At 44.8% G+C, this 22,713-nt stretch carries 18 protein-coding genes and 2 pseudogenes; 11 read left to right on the forward strand and 9 right to left on the reverse strand.

Annotated elements, in window-relative coordinates; all coding sequences use genetic code 11:
• Positions 1-33 precede the first annotated feature (33 nt).
• On the reverse strand, positions 34-426 hold the full coding sequence (locus tag CWO13_RS02845; protein WP_102431864.1) for a RidA family protein: 393 nt from the start codon (positions 424-426) through the stop codon (positions 34-36).
• A 103-nt stretch (positions 427-529) separates the two neighbouring features.
• On the reverse strand, positions 530-1,963 hold the full coding sequence (locus CWO13_RS02850) for an N-acyl-D-amino-acid deacylase family protein (RefSeq protein WP_108082508.1): 1,434 nt from the start codon (positions 1,961-1,963) through the stop codon (positions 530-532).
• A 176-nt stretch (positions 1,964-2,139) separates the two neighbouring features.
• Between CWO13_RS02850 and CWO13_RS02855 the strand changes: the two genes are divergently transcribed.
• Together CWO13_RS02855 and CWO13_RS02860 are read left to right on the forward strand one after the other, a co-directional pair.
• Positions 2,140-3,414 carry an amino acid deaminase gene (locus CWO13_RS02855; protein WP_108082509.1) on the forward strand — a complete coding sequence of 425 codons (1,275 nt, stop codon included), beginning with the start codon at positions 2,140-2,142 and terminating at the stop codon, positions 3,412-3,414.
• A 184-nt stretch (positions 3,415-3,598) separates the two neighbouring features.
• The gene (locus tag CWO13_RS02860; protein ID WP_102431354.1) at positions 3,599-4,462 is read left to right on the forward strand and encodes a MurR/RpiR family transcriptional regulator; all 864 of its coding nucleotides are present in this window, start codon (positions 3,599-3,601) and stop codon (positions 4,460-4,462) included.
• On the opposite strand, the gene CWO13_RS02865 is transcribed toward CWO13_RS02860, so the two are convergent.
• Positions 4,459-4,998 carry a hydrolase gene (locus CWO13_RS02865; RefSeq protein WP_102431355.1) on the reverse strand — a complete coding sequence of 180 codons (540 nt, stop codon included), beginning with the start codon at positions 4,996-4,998 and terminating at the stop codon, positions 4,459-4,461. The genes CWO13_RS02860 and CWO13_RS02865 overlap by 4 nt on opposite strands.
• 192 nt (positions 4,999-5,190) lie before the next feature.
• On the opposite strand from CWO13_RS02865, the gene CWO13_RS02870 reads away from it, so the two are divergent.
• The 6 genes and pseudogenes from CWO13_RS02870 (at position 5,191) to CWO13_RS02890 (ending at position 9,572) form a co-directional block, all read left to right on the forward strand.
• A complete protein-coding gene (locus CWO13_RS02870) occupies positions 5,191-5,760 on the forward strand; it encodes a porin family protein (RefSeq protein ID WP_102431356.1) in 570 nt (189 codons plus the stop codon).
• A 225-nt stretch (positions 5,761-5,985) separates the two neighbouring features.
• Positions 5,986-7,608, forward strand: a complete 1,623-nt coding sequence (locus CWO13_RS02875; protein WP_102431357.1) for a phosphoethanolamine transferase — start codon at positions 5,986-5,988, stop codon at positions 7,606-7,608.
• A gap of 41 nt (positions 7,609-7,649) precedes the next feature.
• Positions 7,650-7,844 (forward strand): annotated as a pseudogene (locus CWO13_RS23545) (CorA family divalent cation transporter); the annotation flags it as partial.
• A 15-nt stretch (positions 7,845-7,859) separates the two neighbouring features.
• Positions 7,860-8,435: a mechanosensitive ion channel family protein gene (locus tag CWO13_RS02880; RefSeq protein ID WP_107898558.1), complete on the forward strand. Its 576-nt coding sequence runs from the start codon at positions 7,860-7,862 to the stop codon at positions 8,433-8,435.
• Positions 8,436-8,465: 30 nt separating this feature from the next.
• Positions 8,466-8,828: pseudogene (locus tag CWO13_RS02885) on the forward strand (helix-turn-helix domain-containing protein); the annotation flags it as partial.
• A 111-nt stretch (positions 8,829-8,939) separates the two neighbouring features.
• The gene (locus CWO13_RS02890; RefSeq protein ID WP_048660507.1) at positions 8,940-9,572 is read left to right on the forward strand and encodes an esterase/lipase family protein; all 633 of its coding nucleotides are present in this window, start codon (positions 8,940-8,942) and stop codon (positions 9,570-9,572) included.
• 147 nt (positions 9,573-9,719) lie between these two features.
• Here CWO13_RS02890 and CWO13_RS02895 read toward each other — a convergent pair whose 3' ends face one another.
• Positions 9,720-10,694: an arginine deiminase-related protein gene (locus tag CWO13_RS02895; protein ID WP_107898560.1), complete on the reverse strand. Its 975-nt coding sequence runs from the start codon at positions 10,692-10,694 to the stop codon at positions 9,720-9,722.
• Positions 10,695-11,292: 598 nt separating this feature from the next.
• On the opposite strand from CWO13_RS02895, the gene CWO13_RS02900 reads away from it, so the two are divergent.
• Together CWO13_RS02900 and CWO13_RS02905 are read left to right on the forward strand one after the other, a co-directional pair.
• Positions 11,293-13,143 carry an ABC transporter ATP-binding protein gene (locus tag CWO13_RS02900; RefSeq protein ID WP_108019746.1) on the forward strand — a complete coding sequence of 617 codons (1,851 nt, stop codon included), beginning with the start codon at positions 11,293-11,295 and terminating at the stop codon, positions 13,141-13,143.
• Between the two features lie 287 nt (positions 13,144-13,430).
• Positions 13,431-14,135: a DUF445 domain-containing protein gene (locus tag CWO13_RS02905; protein WP_048660510.1), complete on the forward strand. Its 705-nt coding sequence runs from the start codon at positions 13,431-13,433 to the stop codon at positions 14,133-14,135.
• Between the two features lie 114 nt (positions 14,136-14,249).
• Here CWO13_RS02905 and CWO13_RS02910 read toward each other — a convergent pair whose 3' ends face one another.
• On the reverse strand, positions 14,250-14,738 hold the full coding sequence (locus CWO13_RS02910) for an Lrp/AsnC family transcriptional regulator (RefSeq protein WP_004732526.1): 489 nt from the start codon (positions 14,736-14,738) through the stop codon (positions 14,250-14,252).
• A gap of 279 nt (positions 14,739-15,017) precedes the next feature.
• On the opposite strand from CWO13_RS02910, the gene CWO13_RS23390 reads away from it, so the two are divergent.
• A complete protein-coding gene (locus tag CWO13_RS23390; RefSeq protein WP_165886738.1) occupies positions 15,018-15,188 on the forward strand; it encodes a hypothetical protein in 171 nt (56 codons plus the stop codon).
• Between the two features lie 653 nt (positions 15,189-15,841).
• On the opposite strand, the gene putP is transcribed toward CWO13_RS23390, so the two are convergent.
• The 4 genes from putP to CWO13_RS02935 all read right to left on the reverse strand — a co-directional run bounded on the left by putP (position 15,842) and on the right by CWO13_RS02935 (position 22,379).
• Positions 15,842-17,368, reverse strand: coding sequence for a sodium/proline symporter PutP (gene putP / locus CWO13_RS02920; protein WP_170960787.1), 1,527 nt, complete (start codon positions 17,366-17,368; stop codon positions 15,842-15,844).
• Between the two features lie 150 nt (positions 17,369-17,518).
• Positions 17,519-18,223, reverse strand: coding sequence for a 1-pyrroline-5-carboxylate dehydrogenase (locus CWO13_RS02925; RefSeq protein WP_102480795.1), 705 nt, complete (start codon positions 18,221-18,223; stop codon positions 17,519-17,521).
• An 11-nt stretch (positions 18,224-18,234) separates the two neighbouring features.
• On the reverse strand, positions 18,235-21,372 hold the full coding sequence (putA, locus tag CWO13_RS02930; protein ID WP_108082510.1) for a bifunctional proline dehydrogenase/L-glutamate gamma-semialdehyde dehydrogenase PutA: 3,138 nt from the start codon (positions 21,370-21,372) through the stop codon (positions 18,235-18,237).
• Positions 21,373-21,554: 182 nt separating this feature from the next.
• A complete protein-coding gene (locus CWO13_RS02935; RefSeq protein WP_048660513.1) occupies positions 21,555-22,379 on the reverse strand; it encodes an AraC family transcriptional regulator in 825 nt (274 codons plus the stop codon).
• Positions 22,380-22,713: the final 334 nt, after the last annotated feature.

The raw sequence follows: 22,713 nt of genomic DNA on the forward strand, positions 1-22,713 counted from the left end.
CTCTCTAAGTAGGTAATTGTGATTAGGTTATTACTAAACGCGATCAGCGCGGTAGCAAGTCACATCTACTTCAACCTTCACGTCTACAACTAGGTCGCAAACCATGCAGATACGAGCCGGTGGGTTAGCACCAAAGAACTCTTTGAATACCTTATTAAAAGATTGGAAGTAACGAGAATCCGTTAGCACAACCTTTACGTGCATTACGTCTTCTAGGGCGTAGCCCGCTTCAGTCATGATATCGACACAGTTTTGGATCGCTAGGCGAGACTGGTCTACAATGCCACCCTCTACCACTTCACCATCTGTCATCGGTGTCTGGCCAGAAACGTATAGGAAACCACCCGCTTCAGTTGCGCGTGCAAATGGTAAATGTTGTCCGCCTGTACCTGTACCGCCTTCAACACCGTAACGTTTAATAGTCATTTTTTAACTCCACTTCTTTATAGATAATATTGGTTCTGTCCCAATATATTTAAATTAATTCGTCGTTTTCTTATCACTGTATATTTAATAAAATAATTAAATTCTAATTACGGTAAATAAAAACGCCTGAACGATTATTTTTTACTTTTCCTTTTTGGTAAGTTAACTCACCATTTACAAATACACTTTCTATTCCCTCAGCAACTGAAATAGGATTTTCAAATGTTGCTGTGTCTTTAATACTCTTTGGATCAAATAAAACTAAATCAGCAAATGCGTCTTGGCGAATCTCACCTCTTCCCGCAAGGTTATAGCGCTTCGCAGACATTCCGGTCATTTTGTGAATCGCTTCTGGCAGCGCGAACAGTTTTTCATCTCGGCAGTAGTGACCCAACACTTTCGGGAAGGTGCCCCACAACCTTGGGTGTGGATGCGGGTCATTTGGTAAACCATCAGAACCAACCATGGTTAGCTTGTATTTCAATACGCGCTTTACGTCGTTCTCATCCATACAGTGGTAAACCGCACCTGCTGGTTGAAGCGCTTTTGCTGCGTCCATCAACGGTAAGTTCATCTCATCAGCAATCTGCTTAAGCGTTTTGCCTGCGTGTTCTGGCTTTGCTTTAGACCAAGTGATGAAGATATCGAAATCGTCTGTCACCTGTTTCAGATCTAATGTCGAAGAGCTCGCTGAGTATGGGTAGCAGTCGCAAGACACATCTTGGTGCTCAGAAACCTTGTCCATCAAATCAAGTACTTCAACGGTTCTGCCCCAGTTGCCCGCACCTGCACATTTAAGGTGAGAGATAACAACGGGCACTTTCGCGTATTGCCCGGTCTCAAACGCCTCTTCCATCGCGCTTAAGATCTCTTCGAATTCGGTACGCATATGCGTGGTATAGATACCGCCATGACTAGACAGCACTTTCGCTAACTGCATCACTTCATTAGCGTTGGCTTGTTTCGCGCTTGCGTAAGCCAAACCTGAACTCAAACCCAATGCACCCTGCTCCATCGCTAAATCAAGGTTGGTTTGCATGGCTGTAATTTCTTCTTCACTTGCGGTGCGCTGTAGGTCGTCCATCACTTGATTACGCAGTGTGGTGTGACCAACTAACGCTGCTACGTTCACCGCTGGTTGCGCTTGCTCTACGGCTTGTGCATACGCGGCAAAGGTTGGGTATTTGAAATCAGCCTGCGCGCCTAATAGATTCATTGGGTCAGGTGGATCGCCCGCCAAAACCGTTGGCGATGCGCTGATGCCACAGTTGCCAACAATCACGGTCGTCACACCTTGGCTGATCTTTGGTAGGCAGTCTGGGTAACGAATTACATTGGTATCGTCATGTGTGTGTACATCGATGAATCCAGGAGCCAATGCTAAGCCTGCTCCCTCAACCAACTGGCTACAATCTTCATGATCGATTTTGCCAATTTCAGCGATTTTTCCATCTCGGATTGCTACATCGGCACAAAACGATTGTTCGCCGGTGCCATCAAACACCTCTACATTTTTAATTATCGTATCGAACAACATTTCTCACTCTCTCAATCCACTCTGTTGATGGAGCTATATTAGAAATCCAGACGATTATTTTCAGTGACAAAACACACACAATATTTTAATTTGTGTGATAGTTTCTATCACAAAATACATTACAGACATATTTAAACATTAAATAACAATCACTTAAATCATGTTAGGAATCAGCAATGAAACATAACCCTGCGCAAAAAGATGTTATAAAGTATCAAAAAGATAGTTTCATCTTGACTGAAAAAGGCCAAAAAGGGAGAGCAATATCACAATCTGAGAACGGTATTTATCGATTGGTTGATGAAGACATTTCGCTTCCGGTAGCAATTATCAAACAATCAGCGTTGACCAATAACCTGAATTGGATGCAATCATTCGCCGATCATCATCAGGTTAAATTGTCGCCACACGGAAAAACATCGATGACACCTGACTTCTTCCGTCAACAGTTAGAAAATGGTGCTTGGGGAATTACCGTTGCGACACCTGCACAAGCAGAAATTGCAGCAATGGCAGGTGCAAAAAGAATCATCATGGCTAACCAATTGGTGGGTAAAACCAACATGGCGATCATCGAACAGCTTATTAGTGAGTTCGACGTTGATTTCTATTGCTGTGTGGATTCGTCAGTCAACGTGCAGCAACTCAACCAATATTTCTCCAACAAAAAGCAGACGCTAAAAGTTCTAATCGAATTTGGTGTTCCAGGTGGCCGTTGTGGCTGTCGTTCACCTCAAGAAGTTCTAAAACTGGCGCAAACTATTCAAGATACGCCTGCGCTTTCGCTAGCGGGTATTGAGGTGTATGAGGGTGTGATTCATGGCGACAATGCCGAGCAAGACATTCGTACCTTCTTAAACCAAGCGCTGACCTCGGTCGAAAGCCTCGCATCAGACGGTTTAATTACCGGTCAACCTATCATCACTGGTGCAGGTTCGGCTTGGTATGACGTGGTGGCAGAATGCTTGGCAAACCTAACGGATTATTTAGCGATTATCCGCCCAGGTTGTTATGCCATTCACGATACTGGGATCTACCTCGATGCCCAAAGCAAGGTATTGCAACGTGCCCAAGCAAACCAAGGTTACGCGTGTGAATTGGGTGGTGATTTAGAATCGGCACTTGAGGTGTGGGCGTATGTTATTTCTCGTCCGGAGCCAACAAAACTGGTGATCGGGCTAGGTAAGCGTGATGTGGCCTTCGATGCGGGTTTACCTATTGCCGAGCGCGGCTATCGCAATGGCGAAGCTATCTCTGTGAAAGGTCTGACTGCTACCGCGGTGATGGATCAGCACACCTTTGTTGAAACGGACGGTTCTGCTGAGATTGAAGTGGGCGACATGATTGCGTTCTCAACCTCACACCCATGTTTAACCTTCGACAAATGGCGCTACATTGCCATCAGCGATGACGATCATCAGGTCAGCCACTGGGTAGAAACCTGCTTCTAGTTCGATTTTTCAATAAGCTAGAATCAGCGAAGCAATCAGATATACTAACGGGGCTAAGGCTTAGTTTTAAATGGATTAGCACTAAATGGCTAAAAAGCTTGGTTGTTACGAGAGAGGTTCTTTCGAACTAGGTTCTTAAAAACTAAGCAATACGATTAGCCCCATCAACAAAGGATCAGGATTCTTGAGTTTAGAAGTAGATATCATTTCACAGATAACCGAGCGTTTTCCCGCTCTTCGTGATGCAGAGAAAAAAGTCGCCAAGCTGATCATGGACGACATTGATTTTGCTGCCAATGCCAGTATCACAGAGCTTGCTGAAGGAGCTCAGGTCAGTGAAGCCACGATAACCCGTTTTGCTAAGGCGATCGGCTGTAACAACGTACGTGATATGAAGATCAAGCTTGCTCAAACCCTAACGGTTGGCCAGCGCTTTATTCTCGAACCGGTTAACCAAACTGGCTATCAAGGTATCTACGAGTCAATCAAGCAGAGCCTCGATATCAACCGTACTCTATTCAAAGAGCAAGATGTTGAAACTGCAGTAAACTGGCTGCATAACGCCAGGCAGATCATTGCAATCGGCATGGGTGGCGGCTCAACTATAGCCTCTCAAGAGCTGCAACACCGACTATTTCGTTTAGGCTATCCTGTGGTGTCATACAACGATGGCTTAATGTCACGCATGGTTGCCGCAACAGCCGATGCTAATGATGTGATGGTGATGATTTCCGCGACCGGTTTCACGCCTGTGATCACCGAAACCGCAGAGCTAGCTAAGCAGTATGGGCTTAAGATCATCGCGATTACCCCACAAGACACACCACTGGCAAAGATTGCAGATATCTTGCTACCTATCAAACACATGGAAACCGACTTCATCTACAAACCATCGGCATCTCGCTACGCAATGTTAGCCTTAGTGGATGTGCTTTCTATGGGTATGGCGGTCAATCACAAGAACCGCTCGCGCGATAAACTGCGCCGCTTGAAGGTTGCACTCGATTCCTACCGAGGCGGCGGCGACCGACAACCTCTCGGTGACTAACGAATCAAGGACAGAATGAGCTTAAATGCTGGTGTGCGACAATCTTTCACCAATTCGTATAAGCTCATTTCCAATCCTGTGATTTGGATACCAGCATCCGTTAGTCGGCGGATTGCCAGATTCTTGTTGAGGGCCGTTCTTGAACTAATACAATCACTGACCACCTGCACCTTGTACCCAAGATCTAACAACCCTATTGCGGTTTGATAGACACAAATATGAGCCTCGATACCACACACTAACCAAGTATCCACGTCCTTGGCTTGCACCGCCTCAACAAATTTAGGTTCGTCACACGCGTTGAAAGTGAATTTCGGTATCAGCTTAGCATCACTCAACAGGTTATTCAGTTCATCGACTGTAGCACCTAGCTTCTCGGGATTCTGTTCCAAACTAATAATTGGCAGATCCAAAGCCTGCGCTCCTTGAATTAACTTCCCACAGTTAGAAATCAGCGAATCGCTGTCATCGACGAGGCGTGCGAGCTTGCCTTGTACGTCCACAACCACCAAGCCTGTGTTTTGTCTCATTAGCATGTGTATTCCTTGTTTTGGGCAGCCTAACTCACTACGTAATCTGATGTGTATTTTTTCTACTATGTAACGATTCAGCTTACAAAGCCATACAGTAATACATACAAGACTACGGAATAATACTCACCAACGGTCGAAAGGTCGAAATACAACAATGATTGATACTGGCATGACATTTAAGAGTGAGTAACAAAGATGAACAAGATAACAAAATCAGCATTAGCACTGGGTTTAATCAGCGCGGTTTCTCTTCCAGCTTTAGCAGCAGGCACTGACGGCGGCGCTTACATAGGTGGCGGTCTTGGCGTATACCAAGGTTCTGACACAGACGGTCAAGGTAGTTTAGATTCAGACGGTATGGGCTACAACCTATACGGAGGCTACCAATTCAACCGTATCGTTGGTGTTGAACTTGGCTACAACGATTACGCAGATTACAAAAAAGGGGCTGCAAAACTGTCTCCAACGTCTGTTTCTTTGTCAGCAAATCTTGGTTACACATTCGACAACACAATCCGCCCATTCGTATTGGCAGGTTTAAGTTCTGTTGACCTAAACGCAAATACCGCAGCTCTGTATGCTGACGATAGCGGTACGGGTTTCCACTTTGGTGTTGGTGTTGAATACACGCCAGTTGAACACCTAACACTTCGTCTAATTTCGCAAGCAGATGCAGTAAGCGTAGAGAACGACTACGGTTTGTATAAAGAAGACAAAACACTTGCCTTCAACAGCATTAGCTTCGGTGGTTCATACAACTTCTAATGTGATTGAGCCACATAGAATAAGCTGAACTTACTAATTCACTTTGCTGTTCCACCTTGTCATGAAGGTCACTCAGTAAAGTGAATTTTTGTATCTACACACCTATCGCGTCATTTCACTTTAGTCGGTTTATCGCCGCCTATCTGAGCTTTATGCGTTGATATTAGAGCTTTCTTGGTAGCCAGACTAAAATAAAGGGATAAGAGACGCAGGAAAATAAGACCTATGAATCTACCAAGCTTAAACATCTCGATAAACAAGCTGCCTTTTGTGTTGGCCGTGTATTACCTGCTTGTCATCAACCTACCTCTCACCCAAGAACTGTTTAGTATTGTTCAAGCATCGAAGTCTGAAAGCATTGCGTTTCTTATCTCCATTCCTATCTTCTTCCTTGCTGCCTTTAATTTCATCTTCCAAGTATTCAACTGGCCTATCTTCTCTAAGCCGTTTTTCATCTTATTGCTGATCACCTCAACCTTAGTCAGCTACAGTATGTTCAATTACGGCATATTCGTCGACTACGGCATGATAGAGAATGTGTTTGAGACCAATAGCGGTGAAGCAACCAGTTATATCAGTGGTCACTCGATATTATGGCTACTAACGATGGGCGCTATTCCATCACTCATCCTGTTGTTTACCAAACTTGAAAAAGAGTCTTGGAAAGATTTCTTTGTCTGGAAATCGATTGGCTTACTTTCTTCTTTGATCGTCATTGCGATTATTGCCGGGCTTTTCTACAAAGATTACGTTTCGATTGGCCGCAATAACTCGCATATCAAAAAGATGATTATCCCAACCGAATACGTGGCATCAACGGTTAAATACATCAATAACACCTACATAAAAGAGCCTATCCCTTATCAAGAGTTAGGGTTAGATGCGCAGCTAAAACCAGAAGCGAAACAAGCAGAAAAACCAACCTTACTGGTGTTTGTTCTTGGTGAAACCGCACGTGTATACAACTACCAATATTATGGCTATGAGAGAGAAACCAACGCTCATACCAAGCCATACAACCCGATATTTTTCTCTGATGTTCAGTCGTGCGGAACAGCCACTGCGGTTTCTGTTCCGTGTATGTTCTCGAACATGAATCGCAGCAACTACGATCGCGACAAAGCTTACAACCAAGATAACGTGGTCGATATTATGAACCGTGCAGGTATTCACTCTATCTGGCGTGAGCATGATGGGGGAGACAAAGCCGTCGCACATCGAATCAAAGAGATGACTCTCGTTGCCAAAGACAGCGACCCGCTGTGCAATAACGATGTATGCTACGACACGGCAATGTTAGAGAACTTTGAGCAAGATACTCAAGATCTTAAGCAAGATAGCATCATTTTCTATCACATTTCGGGTTCTCACGGCCCAACTTATTTTGAACGTTACCCTGACGATCATAAGAAATTCACACCAGACTGCGCTCGCGCCGACATTGAAAACTGCACCAAAGAAGAAGTGGTTAATACCTACGACAACACCATCTTGTACACGGATTTCTTTCTCTCACAGGCGATTCAGAAACTGGAGAAACTGACCGACAAGTACAATGTCGCGCTGATGTATATCTCGGATCACGGAGAGTCTTTAGGGGAGAATGGCGTGTACCTTCATGGCATGCCCTACTCACTGGCACCAAAAGAACAAACCCACGTACCGATGATCCTATGGATGTCTGATGGTTTTGCTGCGCAGAAAGGGATAAGCGAGACCTGCTTAAGAAAGGCGGGGAAAGAGCAGAGCTTTTCTCACGATAACCTGTTCGACTCCTTGCTTGGCCTGATGGACGTGCAAACCAACGAATACCGAGCGAGCCAAGACATCTTCGCACCGTGTCGGTAGTGCTTTTGCTTATGTAAACCATCGGAAAGCTCGAGTTGCCTGAACAAACTGAAAAAAAGAATAGAAATACGTACCTATTTTCTATCATTGCGGGTATTTTCCTCCCTGCTGGGTTTTTCACCGGTTTACTGGGTGTCAATATTGCAGGGATACCCGGAACAAATAACCCAATAGCAATCCCACCATTTTACGTTGGGCTACTCGTGGCCGTAGAGCCAGAGGTCGTTATTTTGAAAAATGAGGTTTATTTAATGATTGAGTTTTTGCAATCCAATATGTGGCTTAAACAAGTAAGTTTAGGTTTACTTCTTATCACTGTGTATTGGGTGATAAAACGCTTAGGGAAAAACTGGATAGAAACATTAGCGGAGAACAAGCGTGTCGAGTTGAAGCGAAAGCAGTTCGTGATTAAGTGTTTCAATATCGTTCTGTTTTTACTCTTCATCGCTGTGTTTACGATTGTTCTTAACTTGGGCTTTGGTGATATTTCGCTATTCTTGTCATCCATATTTGCGGTGCTGGGTGTCGCTTTATTCGCGCAATGGTCGATTCTAAGTAACCTAACAGCCAGCGTACTAATATTTTTCGTATTCCCTTATCGCATTGGTGATAGAGTAAGGGTCGCAGAGAAAGACGAAGACATCAGCGGTGTGATCATCGATATCACCATGTTCCACGTTATTCTTCGACACAGTTCGGGCAACATCATCACCTACCCTAATAACCTGATCCTACAAAAAGGCGTGATAAAAGTTTTGTTTGAACCTGAAGCAAAAAGTGAAGCAAGTGATTCTGAGCTAATCAAAACTAAAAATTCAAAATCATAAGATCTACTGGTGCCTTAGATATCGGCAAGTCAAATAGACAGGCACAGCGAACTGACACGCAAGGTGCTGGGGGTGCTTGGTTCAACGCCGATTGCAGAGCTTGGCAACAAACTGTTTTGCTCACAACGAACCTTAGAGAGAAGCTTTAACAAGGTGACTGGCCTCACGCTAAAACAGTGCCAATCAATAAACAGACTCGAGGCAATGCTCGAATACCTTTATAAGAGAGAATTTAATGACACTGATTGGCTAGACGTTGCCTTTCAGTTTGGGTTTAGCGACCAACCGCACCTAATTCGTTACCTTAAGAAAACCATTGGCCTAACACCCAATACTTATGCCAAACAAGGGGGATTAACTATAGACGTTTATGGCGGGGTCAGGTCAGAATAACGAACTGCCACTACGACACTCTCTGTCTATTGTGTCCCATTCACAGCAAGTTTTGTTGAGTTTAGAATTGCGACTCCATATACTGAAAACACCATCAGTCGGAGGGCAATAATGAATAATAAAAACAAACACATAGTTTTAATTCATGGTCTGTATATGCCTGCGTTGATCATGCAATATCTAGATAGAAATTTCAAAAAACGCGGCTTCACTACCCACAAGTTTGCCTACAACTCGCTGCGTTTCCCTTCTGCGGCTAAACGCCTTAACCGCTTCGTGAATGCACGCTTTGATGAACACGATGAGGTTTATTTCTTTGGTCACTCGCTCGGTGGCTTGCTGATCCGCCACTACTTTAAGTTTTACCAGCCCGACTTTGCCGACACCTGCATCATTACCGCGGGAACTCCACACAACGGCGCAACTATCGCGAAAACGCTGTCAAATCATGGCCTCGGATTTATATTTGGTTCGAGCAAGATGATCTTGAGCGATGGCTTGGGTGATTATGATATTGATGTGCCGATTGGCGTGATTACTGGCACCTACGACGCGGGTGTAGGTCGCATTGTATTGGGCAGAAACCCTGGTGATGGCACTGTGACACTTGAAGACGCGAACCTGCGAGGCGCAACAGACACCTGCGCACTCAAGCTCAATCACACTGCACTGGTGTATTCTAAGGAAGTAGTCTCACTCTCAACTCAATTCATCGAACACAGGGCTTTCAAGAGCGCCTCATAGCTTTTGTAAGTTAGCTCTTGTATCTAGTTTTGGTTTTTTTTCTGTCTTCTTACTTCTGATAGACCAATTCAAAGATAAGCTAATACAAAAATACCACTCTTCAATGAGAGTGGTATTCGAAGATTGATTACTAGAAATGAGTGCTTGTTACAGACGATTTACTCGCGTTGGTAAGAACACCTCACCCAACATGCATCGCACCGAACCACCACCAATGTCTTCGATCGTTTTCACGTTAAATGGTAGCAGCTTACCGTGTGTTGAAAGTTGCGCGAGTTGAGCAGGAGAAAACGCATCGTAAGCCGATTGAGACATCGCAATCACCTTGTCACCATTCACGGTTTCCAACTGTAGGATGTTGCCACAGAATCGGTTCATCTGATCGATTGAGATAGAGATAACCTGCTTATCTTTAGCAAGTGACTTCACCACAAAACGGCGTTCAAATTCTGGGATCACTTCATCACAGATCACGCAGAAATTATCGCCAATCGCCATCATCACATTGGTGTGGTAGATCGGCTGACCAGAAGGCAGTGCTGTTTGGAATGACACCACACGAGAATAACCAATACGCTTCGCATAGTCTTCTAGCACTTCACGGTCACAACGCTGAGAAAGCGCCGCGTAGATGGTCTTATTGATATGATCGATCACCATCACGCCAGTGCTCTCAAGGTATGAACCTTGTGCGATATAAGACTCTAGAGACTCACTGTGGTTAACTATACGACCAGACGCTTCTAAAGCTTCAATAAGGGCATTTGGCTTAACTTCATTCTGACGGTTTTCACACGCCATAGGAAAAGTGAATAAGCTTCCATCACTACAGGTACTGAACCAGTTGTTTGGGAAAACAGCATCCGGAGTTTCAACTCCCAATTCTGGGTAATCAAACTCTACAACTTGCACACCTTCTTTACGCAACGAAGCGACCATCGCCTTAAATTCGGCCATGGTTTCTAATTTGACCTCAGCTTCGGTCAGATTCACTCTGTTCTGAAACTCATTATCTTGTGCCGTTTCTTCATTAAATTTAAATTCTTTTGGCGGCACCATAACAACGCAATTGGCGTTTTGAACATTAGTAATGTGAAGTGATTTTTTGTGTAGGTTTAACATCTCAACCGTCCCTATCTTTTATTTACCTCAGAATTGTAAACAACTTGTTACGACAAGATTCACTGAAAAGAATAATGATTTGAATATTTATCCCAGACAATTCCTGCAAAACTCAGTTTATTCGGTAATTTTTACTGCAAGATAACAGCACATCAGAAAGAACCAACAGTTTGCATATGAGATGCAGGTTTTGCTGAATAAATATCCGAGCTTCATTCTCTAGCTTGCGGCGGGTTTAAGTTACAATTTAATCCATTTAGCGTTAGGATTATCACCGTTGCATAACAATCAATTACGTTTGAAATAAGCTTAACTTTTCCTGTCCGATTCAATCTAAAATACGCGTCATGAAAGACACGCTTTGGACCTTTCCTGCGACATCGCTTAAACAACGTATTAGTGTTAAACGAACTCGTGAGCCAAGTTTTTCAACCAAACGCTTAAACCAAAATCCATCGAATGGCTTAATGCTTATAAGAACGAATTGGCGCTTATATAATTTCAAGCTAAGACGCCCAATTTCAAACCGAACCTATAAAAACAAAGCTACACAGACGATGCAGTTGCTAATAGATGCATTCGTTATAAAGGGAAATCTATGTACAAAAAATTTGAAGGCTTTACTGAAGCCTTTCCAAAGGGAGAGCCGATACAACCTCCTACTGGAATACTGGCATTCTGTCGCCATTACACTCGAGGTTTTGAAAAACCGTTAATCTTGCTCGGCCTAATGAGCATGACCATCGCGATCATCGAAGTCGCGTTGTTCGGTTACATGGGCCAACTGGTTGATTGGCTATCAACCAGCAACCCAGAAACCTTCTTAGAAGATAACCAATCCACACTGATGGGGCTTGGTGTTCTGTTATTGGTCGTAATGCCGATCTTGATCAGTGTTTACTCGCTTTTGCTTCACCAAACCTTGTTGGGCAACTACCCAATGTCGATCCGTTGGTTAGCGCACCGCTATCTTTTGAAGCAAAGCTTGTCGTTCTATCAAGATGATTTTGCCGGACGTGTCGCCACTAAAGTGATGCAAACATCACTCGCAGTGCGTGAAACCGTGACTAAAATGGTTGATGTTTTTGTCTACGTGACGGTTTACTTCACTGCGATGCTATTCATGCTCGCCGAATCAGATTGGCGCTTGATGGCTCCGATGCTGATTTGGCTGTTCGTTTACATCGGTATCCAGCTGCACTTCGTACCAAAGCTGAAAGATGTGTCATCAGAACAAGCCGATGCGCGTTCATTGATGACAGGTCGCATTGTTGATAGCTACACCAACATCGCGACGGTGAAATTGTTCTCACACAGTAAAAGAGAAACCGAATACGCAGAAGAAGGCATGGAAGGCTTCCTTGATACTGTGCACCGTCAAATGCGCTTGGTAACTGGCTTCAACATCTGTGTAGAGTTCGCTAACTATCTATTAGTGTTCAGCATTGCGGGTATCTCTATCTACTTATGGCTAGATAGTGCAATCACCGTGGGTGCAATTGCGATTGCAGTCAGCTTAGCTCTGCGTATTAACGGCATGTCGAAATGGATCATGTGGGAAATCGGTGGTCTGTTCGAAAACCTAGGTACTGTGATTGATGGCATCAAAACCCTGTCTAAACCTATCGCTATCGAAGACAAAAAAGATGCGAAGCCTTTGGACGTTCCACAAGGTGGTATTAACTTCGACAACGTCAGCTTTAACTACGGCGAGAACAAGGGCGTGATCAACAATCTGAACCTCAACATTAAGCCAGGTGAAAAAGTGGGCTTAGTGGGCCGTTCAGGTGCAGGTAAGTCGACCCTAGTTAACTTATTACTGCGTTTCCACGATGTAGAAAGTGGTCGCATCCTGATTGATGACCAAGAAATCTCCAGCGTTACTCAAGACTCACTGCGCAGTAACATAGGTATGGTGACTCAAGATACCTCACTGCTGCACCGTTCGATCAAAGACAACATTCTTTACGGTCGACCAGAAGCATCCGACGAAGAGGTATACGCGGCGACTAAACAAGCACACGCTCATGAGTTTATCGAAACCCTAACCGACCCGTTTGGCAATATTGGTTACGATGCTCAAGTCGGTGAAAGAGGCGTTAAGCTTTCTGGTGGACAGCGTCAACGTGTCGCTATCTCGCGTGTTCTTTTGAAAAATGCGCCACTATTAGTTCTGGATGAAGCAACGTCTGCACTCGATTCTGAGGTGGAAGCGGCAATCCAAGAGAGCTTGATTGAGCTAATGGAAGGTAAGACGGTTATCGCGATTGCACACCGCCTATCGACCATTGCTGCGATGGATCGCCTGATCGTGCTTGATGAAGGCAATATCGTCGAAGAAGGCACACACCAAGAGCTGATTACACAAAATGGCATCTATGCTCAATTGTGGAATCACCAAACCGGTGGCTTCATTGCCGATGATCTTGAACAGGCTACGAGCGCTTAATTTTTGTGCTATTTTAAAAGTGCGGCGTGATTCACAACAATTTGTTAATTAGTGGTAAATTACACGTGGCAGAATGTTATGTCGTAATTATATAATGACATTAACACCAAAGACGCCTCGCTTGCGCGTTCTGGAATAAGGCTAGACTTCGGGGGGAGGCTAGCCTTTCTTATGCCCCTAGATCAGCAACCTTTCCCCACCTGTTACGTAAACTTCATCGATCCTTTTGTTTTTTTCTTGGCGTTTTTTTCTTAAAATGCGCGCAGTATTATTTCTAGAGATCAACCATGAACAAAAGTGTCTTAACTAACGTTATCGCGTTAGCACTGCTTGCTGGCGGCTATGCGACAGCAAACCAATACTTGCTTTACGCAGGCCTATTCGCATTTTCAGGTGCCATAACCAACTGGCTTGCGATTCACATGTTGTTCGAGAAAGTACCCGGCCTATACGGTTCTGGCGTTATTCCGGCGCGCTTTGAAGAGTTCAAGGCAGCCATCAAACAACTGATGATGGAGCAGTTCTTTACTGAAAGTAATATCGACCGCTTCCTAAGCAGCGAGATGACAGGAAAATCGCTTAATCTAGAGCCTGTGATTCAGAAGATCGACTTTAATCCTGCATTCGACTCACTGGTGCATGTTATCGAGAACTCACAGTTTGGCGGTATGTTGGCAATGGTTGGTGGCACAGAGGCACTACAGCCGATGAAAGCGCCATTTGTTGAGAAAATGCAAGAGTCAGTGATTGAAATCAGCAAGAGTGACTCTGTAAAAAATGCCATCAAAGACGAGTTAGAATCGCCTGCGATGATGGATGAAATCAAAGAGAACATTGAGGCGATCATTGATCAGCGCTTGAATGAACTGACACCGAAGCTTGTAAAAGAGATGGTTCAAACCATGATCAAAAAACACCTTGGCTGGCTAGTAGTATGGGGTGGTATATTCGGTGGTGTGATTGGCTTAATCTCTGCGGCAATTACGCTGTAAGTAAGCCGGACAAGTTTATCGGATTACTCTTGCTCTAACGTCCCACAAAAATGGAAGCTTATTGGCTTCCATTTTTTATATCTAAACAAACACGCTTGAAGTAAAACCGGTGCCCTACTTTAAGGTTGCCAACAATTCAGGGTTAACACCAAAGCCCTTTTTATGCTCTTCAATCACGACCTCACTGCGTGTCTGAATCACACCTGGCAAGGTACCTAACTTTGTTGCCATAAACGCTTGGTACGCCTTCATGTCTTTCACTCGAACCTTGATCATGGTATCGAAGTCTCCCGACAATGAATAACATTCTTCCACCTCGGGCATCATTTCAACCGCTTGGGCAAACTTATCAAAAATAGAAAAGCTAGTCTGGTCGAGACGAATATGGATAAAAACTTGGACATCGAGTCCCAACTTTTCTGAACAAAGCTCAGCATGATAGCCTGTGATATATCCCTCTTTCTCCAATCGCTTGAGCCTGTCAGAGCAAGGTGACGTCGTGAGGTTAACCTGCTTTGCAAGTTCAACAACAGGCAAACGCCCCTTCATATGCAGAATTCGTAGTATCTCTTTATCGATACGATCAAGTTGATGCTGAGACATAACATTCCTTAAACATTCTAAATTTCGCTCAGTATATTCCATACCTAGAGCAATCGAAGAAAACCTCGCTCACACATTTAAAAAACTAAATGCACGCATGGCATTCACGTCAAATATAAATAAATACAAATAGATAATGGAGCTTATAAATCAAACTCTGATTATTAACAAATTATTATAGAAATGACCCGATTAACAAATAAGTTGAGCCGGAAACGAAAGAAAGGATATAGGCCAGAGTGAATAATAGAATTATCAAAGAGAAAGGATGACTCTATTATGAAAACGCAAGAACTCGCATATAAACCTTACGGTATTGGTTCATGGACATACGTAACGGTATCAAAAGATGTTGCTCAAGCACTAGCAAATGAGTACTCAAACTATGGTTGGGATGTGAAGATTGATGGCAATGCCATTGAAACTGAACTTGCACTCAAAGCAGCCTAGAAACGCAAAAACCTCCCAACACGGAGGTTTTTTGAATCAAGTTAGTAAGCACTTACTATGGGTTAGGCTAAACCAACTTGGGGAACAGTACTTCCGGTTTCGCAGCGGCAATTGCACGTGCGGCAGAAGTGCTGAGTTTCCATATCGTAGTACAGGTTTCCACTAAATAGCTTTGACGTCCATTGCATCATACGGCCAGAGGCTGTCTCGGGCTCTGTTTCACAACGTTTCATTATAGACTTATGTAGTGTTGTTTTTTTACATCCTTTGCAATAGAGATCAGGCATACCTTTGTCCTATAGGTCTTTAGTGGTTACTGACAATTGACACATCATGTCCAATTCGGTTCCACAATTCACCGAGCTAATGACAAAAGTGAGCGCTAAGTTCAAAAAACAGCCACTTTTCTATTTTGTTTTTTGACATCAAACGCGATCAACAAGATTGATCTTTCATTTCTCGCTCAAGATCCTACGCTTTCGATTTACATTGTAAACCCCAATTTCAACATCAGAAAACCTCGAATAGACTTAATTTGAAATAAGACAAAGGTCGTACTCACATAAAAAAATAGAGCCACCAAAGTGACCCTATTTATTACTCTAAGTTTTACAATGTAAATTCGGCTGTTTTTTAACCGATAGTCATTGGGATTAGTCTAGCTCAACGAGGTTCTTCTCGAACTCAGCGTGTTGCTTCTTAACTTCGTCTTCTGGCTCGCCAGTGATTAGGCTCACGATAACGATAGAGATAGTCGATAGGATGATTCCCGGTACGATTTCGTAAACATCGAACCAACCGCCCGTGAACTGTTTCCAAAGTACAATCGTAACACCACCAACCACTATACCCGCTAGAGCGCCGTTACGGTTCATACGAGACCAGTATAGGCTCAACACGATAGCTGGACCAAATGCAGCACCGAAACCAGCCCATGCATAAGATACAAGGCCAAGAACTGAACTGTCTGGCGTCATCGCTAGCACAAGTGCAATTAGAGAGATTAGGATAACCGCGAAACGGCCTACACGAACAATCTCTTCTGACGTTGCGTCTTTCTTCAGAACTTGCTTGTACAGATCTTCTGCCATCGCAGATGAAGAAACAAGAAGTTGTGAATCCGCAGTACTCATGATTGCCGCTAGGATTGCAGCCAGTAGGATACCTGCAATTACTGGGTGGAACATCGCGTTTACAAGAAGCATGAAGATCTTCTCGCCATCGTCTAGCTTAGGTGCACCAGAGTTCGTCACATAGATTAGACCAACAAGACCAACCAGCATTGCACCAACCATAGACAGTGCAGTCCATACCACCGCGATGCGACGCGCTGTTGTTAGGTCTTTATTAGTACGTGTTGCTTTAAAACGAGCAAGAATGTGTGGCTGACCGAAGTAACCTAGACCCCATGCCGCTAGCGAGATGATCGCGATAGCAGAAAGCGGCTCACCTTTCGCATCATTCCATAGCGTTAGAAGCTCTGGGTTGATGTTGTGTAGGTCAGTCGATAGTTGACCAAGGCCACCGTTCATTGCTGCGATTGGTACAATCAATAGCGCAGCAGACATCAGCAGACCTTGAACCAAGTCCGTCCAAGATACTGCAAGGAAACCACCAAACAGGGTGTACGAAACCACACATACCGTACCGATAATTACCGCAGTTGTGTAATCTAGGCCGAATACCGTTTCAAACAATTTACCACCCGCTACCAAGCCTGAACTTGTGTAGAAAAGGAAGAATAAAAGGATAAAGAAAGCAGAAATTGTTTGGATCAGCTTAGAATTGTCATTGAAACGACGAGATAGGAACTCAGGCAGCGTCAGTGATTCAGTCGTAATGCTGTAAGTACGTAGACGTTTTGCACTGATTAACCAGTTTGCCCAAGTACCAACAAGTAGACCACCAGCAAGCCAAAATGCTTCAAAGCCAGCAGCGTAAGCGTAACCAGGCAGGCCAAGTAGCAACCAACCACTCATGTCTGATGCACCAGCAGAAAGTGCAGCAGGCCATGGGCCTAACGAACGACCACCTAGGAAGTAGTCAGTTGAGTTAGATGTACGTTTGTAAGCAATAACACCGATCGCTAGCATCATAATTAGATACGCAATGAACGTCGTCGTTATTGCAAAACTGTTTTCTATCATTTGATAGTCCTCATTTTGTAGAAAGCCTTCCATGCCTAATTCAATGCAAGGCACTCACCGTAAAGGCAAGCAAGTGCATTGAGTTAGGTATTCAGGCTCCAAAGCACTATCAGTTAAACCCAAAGATGGTGAAAACCAAAGTTGGAAAGAACCAAAAGTGCTTAGAGCCAATTTTACTGAAGGTTAGTGAGCTTCGCTTCCAAGTTCGAGCAAGGTCGCGTTACCGCCCACGGCTGTTATATTTATAGTTCGCGTACGCTCGGTAATGAAGCGCAGCGATAGGTGTGGATCATTGGCAACATTCATTGTCGCCAGATCCGTTTCAGCTACTAAACCGACGATTGCACCGTCACGCTTAGCAAGCTGTAAATTGATAGCTTGTGCCGTTTGCGAGTTACCTACGTAACCCACGCTACGTACATCGCAAGACAACAACTGTTGAGCAGCGTCATACGAGGCAACTTGCACCAAGTTAGTTGGCAAATTCGACGACTTAGCTGCGTCTGCAACTAAGGTATTGAACTGCACATCATCACTGCACAATTGAACGCTGTTACCTGCCAATAGCGCAGCAGTAATCAAAGCCATTGCAGTTTGCAGCGCTGGCACTTTCTCTTGGCAATCATCAACAATCACCAAAGCCACACCGCGACCAGCGGCATACAACTCATTGGTTTCGCCCGTAGGACCTGCCATTAGGTGATGTTCAGAAAGCAGCGCAGACGCTTGCTCTAGATGATAAGTCGCCACCGTCGCCAAAGGCGCAGATTGGCTTTCGATCTCTGATTTCAGCGCAAGTACCTGAGCACTCTTGTAATCAAAGTCTGTAAGATTCCATTGTTCCCACGCTAGCAAAGCATCAGAAAAACCTGTCACTTGATGAACCATGATAATGCTCCTTATGCCTTGTCTTGTGATTGAGAGAAATGAACATCAGTAAAGCGGTATAGGTAGTGAGGACCACCCGCTTTAGGGCCAGTACCTGATAAGCCTTGACCACCAAATGGTTGAACACCAACAACGGCGCCCACTTGGTCACGGTTGATGTAGCAGTTACCCACACGAACGTGTTTTTCGATCCAACGGTAAGTTGTCTCGTTACGGCTGTGGATACCCATAGTTAAGCCAAAGCCCGTTTGGTTGATTTGGTCTACCACTTGCGCTAGCTCACTCGCTTTGAAGCGAACAATGTGTAGCACTGGGCCAAACTGTTCTTCTTTCAAGCAGCTGATGTCATCAATTTCAAAAGCACTTGGTGGAACAAAGTCACCATGTTCACAATCCGTACCTAGAGAAAGTTGAGCCACCTTCTTCTGGGTATTGGTCATGTTTTCTAAGTGCGCCATTAGCTTCTGTTTCGCGTTTTGGTCGATAACAGGGCCAACATCGGTTTTATGAAGGTGTGGAATGCCAACACTCAGCTCGTCCATTGCTCCGTGAATCAATCCAACCACGCGGTCTGCAATGTCTTCTTGGATGTAAAGCACACGTAGTGCAGAACAACGCTGACCTGCTGAAGCGAATGCTGAACGAATCACATCACGAACTACCTGTTCAGGCAGTGCAGTACTGTCGACGATCATCGCGTTCTGACCGCCTGTTTCCGCAATAAACGGAACTGGCTTAGCGTTACGAGTGGCTAATGACACATTGATACGCTGTGCCGTTGGCGTAGAACCAGTAAAGGCAACGCCCGCAATCGTATCATGGCTTGTTAGTGCACTGCCGATCTCAGCACCGCGACCTGGTAGTAACTGAATCGTGCCAGCAGGGAAGCCCGCTTCATTCATCAGTTCAACCGCGCGAGCTGCAATCAAGCTTGTTTGCTCGGCAGGCTTCGCCACAACCGTGTTACCCGCCACTAGTGCTGCAGTAATTTGGCCAAGGAAGATAGCTAGAGGGAAGTTCCAAGGGCTGATACAGACGAACACACCACGACCTTGTCGAGAAGCGATTCGTGTTTGGCCATCAAAACCTTTTAGTTCGAAACCTTGTAGGTTGTCCGCTTGTTTTGCGTAGTAACGACAGAAGTCGACTGCTTCACGTACTTCATCAACGCTGTCGTGAATCGTCTTACCCGCTTCTTGATGACAAATCGCCACCAGCTCAGCGAGGTTGTCTTCCATCAGGTCAGCCAACTTATCAAGCGCAGCCGCTTTGGTTTCAACCGAAGTTGTGTTCCAATCAGCGAATGCTGCGTCTGCGCCAGTGATCGCTGCGGAAACATGATCAAGGTTAGCGAAAGCCACCTGACCCACATTAATACGACGATCATAAGGTGCCGTCACTTGCTCAACGTTCTGATCAGCCTTGATCATGCTTTCGGCAAGAGATTCACCGTTGATCACAGGGCCCGCAGTCCATTGATTGTTTAAGAAGCCTTTTACTTGCTCTTCAAACTGATGCGCTTCGCTTTCAATATCAATGTTCACACCGTAAGAGTTCTTACGCTCAGGGAAAACCGCTGGAGGCAGAGGAATCTTAGTGTTGTGCAATGTATCGAACGCCAGAAGCATATCGACAGGATGTTGAGTCAGCTCTGCCACTGGGCAACGCGCATCAACTAGACGGTGGACAAACGAGCTGTTTGCACCGTTTTCTAGCAAGCGACGTACTAGGTATGGCAGTAGATCTTTATGGCTGCCAACCGGTGCGTAGATACGTACCGACTGTTGGTAAGCTTCCATCGCATGGTTGTACAGAGAATCACCCATGCCGTGTAAGCGTTGGAATTCAAAGTCTTTATGGTCGGTCATTACGGCAATAGCAGAAACCGTATGAGCATTGTGGCTCGCAAACTGCGGGAAGATATTACCACGAACGCTTGGGCTCAATAGGTAACGCGCACATGCAAGGTAAGCTACGTCTGTCGCTTCTTTACGTGTGTAAACTGGGTAATCAGTAAAGCCAGCTTGTTGCGACCATTTGATTTCGCTATCCCAGTAAGCACCTTTAACTAAGCGAAGCGGGATCAAATCACCCTGCTCTTTCGCTAGGCGGTTTAGCCATACTAGAACCGGAAGTGCGCGCTTTGAGTAAGCTTGAATAACCAGACCAAATTTACCCCAACCTTTTACAAGGTCAGTGCGGTACAGTTTTTCGAATAATTTAAGAGAAAGCTCTAGGCGATCCGCTTCTTCCGCATCAATCGTAATTGCAACATCGAGCTCTACTGCGCGGCGCAATAGTTGCTCTAGCGTGTCGCAAAGTTCAGTCAGTACGCGGTCTTCGTTCGCCACTTCATAACGTGGGTGAAGCGCAGAAAGCTTGATAGATACCGATGGCGCAGGGCTCGATTTTGAAGAGACATACGTGTCTCGACCTACGGCTTCAATCGCCATTAGGTAATCTTTGAAGTATTTGTTTGCGTCAGCAGTGGTCAGTGCCGCTTCACCTAGCATGTCGTATGAGTAGGTAAAACCTTTGTCACGCATAGACTTACCGTTCTTCTGCGCTTCAGCAATGCTACGGCCAAGAACGAATTGGTGACCCATCACCTTCATTGCTTGGTGCATCGCTTTACGAATCACCGGCTCAGAAAGCTTGTTCACTAAACGGTTAACCGCTTGACCAGCACTCTGCTCTTTAGATGAAAGTCCAACCACCTTACCCGTTAGCATTAAGCCCCAAGTGGATGCGTTAACAAACACCGAATCAGAATTCTTAAGGTGAGACTTCCAATCCGCAACGCTTAGCTTGTCGCGAATCAGCGCATCAGCCGTTGCTGAATCAGGAATACGCATCAAGGCTTCCGCCAGACACATCAGCAAGATGCCCTCTTGAGTATCTAAGCTGTATTCAAGCAGCAGTGCATCGATCATCTGGATAGAAGTCTTATCCGCACGGATAGCCTCGATCAATGATGTCGTTTTCTCTGTGATTTGCTGCTTTTCAGACTCAGAAGGGGTAGCTAGTGGCAGAAGTTGCTCTAGCCATTGGGTTTCATCCACCATATATAATGGTGAGATAAGCGACCATAGATCAGCAAGCGGCTGCTCGTTGAATTCTGGCTTTAACACATCAGTAGCTGTAAACATGCGTTTTCCTTAATCTCACACCCGGAATTAGCCCGGGGATCTCTACAATGGCTGCAGTGTATTTAGAGTATATAAGGATTACTTGTCAAAAACTCCGAGTTTTTTGCTAAAAACTCGCTTTATTAACAAAACAAACACAACGTCACATATGAAACTTTAAAATAATATGCCGTTTTGTTTCACTATTTAACAGAAATTTTCTTTTTGTATTGGGATGGTGACATGCCTTGAAGGCGTGAAAAGGTGTGAGTAAAGGAAGATTGACCGGAGAAACCAGCCAATTCTGCAACCTGACCAAGACTCAGATTACCTTGTTCGATCAAGCGGCGAGAGCGGTCGATACGCTTACCTAATACATACTGGTGAGGAGTAATGCCCATTTGCTCTTTGAATAGCATGTGGAATTGGCTTTCGCCCAAAAACACGCTGCCTGCAAGCTGCGCGACTGAGATCTTATTCGCGAGGTGTTGCTCGATGTAACGATCCAGAGCTTCAAGGTCGAAACGCGAATCTTTGATTGAGGTTTCAAACGCCGAGATGTGTCTTTGCATCAATGCGATCACCGTATCATTACAGGCACGGCTTAATAGCAGATCATCAGGGCTTGCCTGCATCTCTTGTACCAACATATGGATAAGTTTTTGAATTTGCGCGTCTAATTGGAAGTAGACGTTTGATGACTCTAGCTGGTTAATCTTCTCTAGCATCAGAGGGTCGTCGTCACTCGGCACAGGCATGTTAAGTACCAGAATATCCGACTGACCGACCACGCCACCGAAAGCATGATCAGAGCTTGCTGTCACCACACATCCTTGCCCGGGGCCTACAAGATTACCCTTACCGCTGACTTCAAATTCCGCCTGACCTTTTAGACCAATCACCACCTGAGAATAATGGTGATCATGACAATCCATATGCGAAGGCAAGGTAATGATCTCTGCGGGACGAGGGCCAGTAAGGCCTAGCGGAGACAAATCTAGGTTTGGAAAGGGTAAAGGTTTTGGCATGACAGCAAAGTACTCAGGTCAACATAGTAAGAATAATACTCTGAAATCTGCACAAGATGAATTTGTAAATGATCATGAGAGTCATTTCCTGACCTCAAACAAAAGATCATCACCGCGATCGTCTTGATCATGCCTCCGGAAAGATGATCAAGAGTGTATAAACTACGGCCATTGTAAAACCAATCGTTCCGGCAAGTTTAGGGGCTTCACAAGCATGCAAGCACGAAAAACCATGTCATCAATAAATGCTTCACCGCTCTAACATAATGAATAAATTTTCTTATATAGCTCAAATAATTGGCTATAAACCTGTAAAAAGTGTATCCGAAGTACC

Source organism: Vibrio sp. ZF 223, from assembly GCF_003050585.1.
In the GTDB taxonomy this organism is placed as follows: Bacteria; Pseudomonadota; Gammaproteobacteria; order Enterobacterales; family Vibrionaceae; genus Vibrio; species Vibrio crassostreae.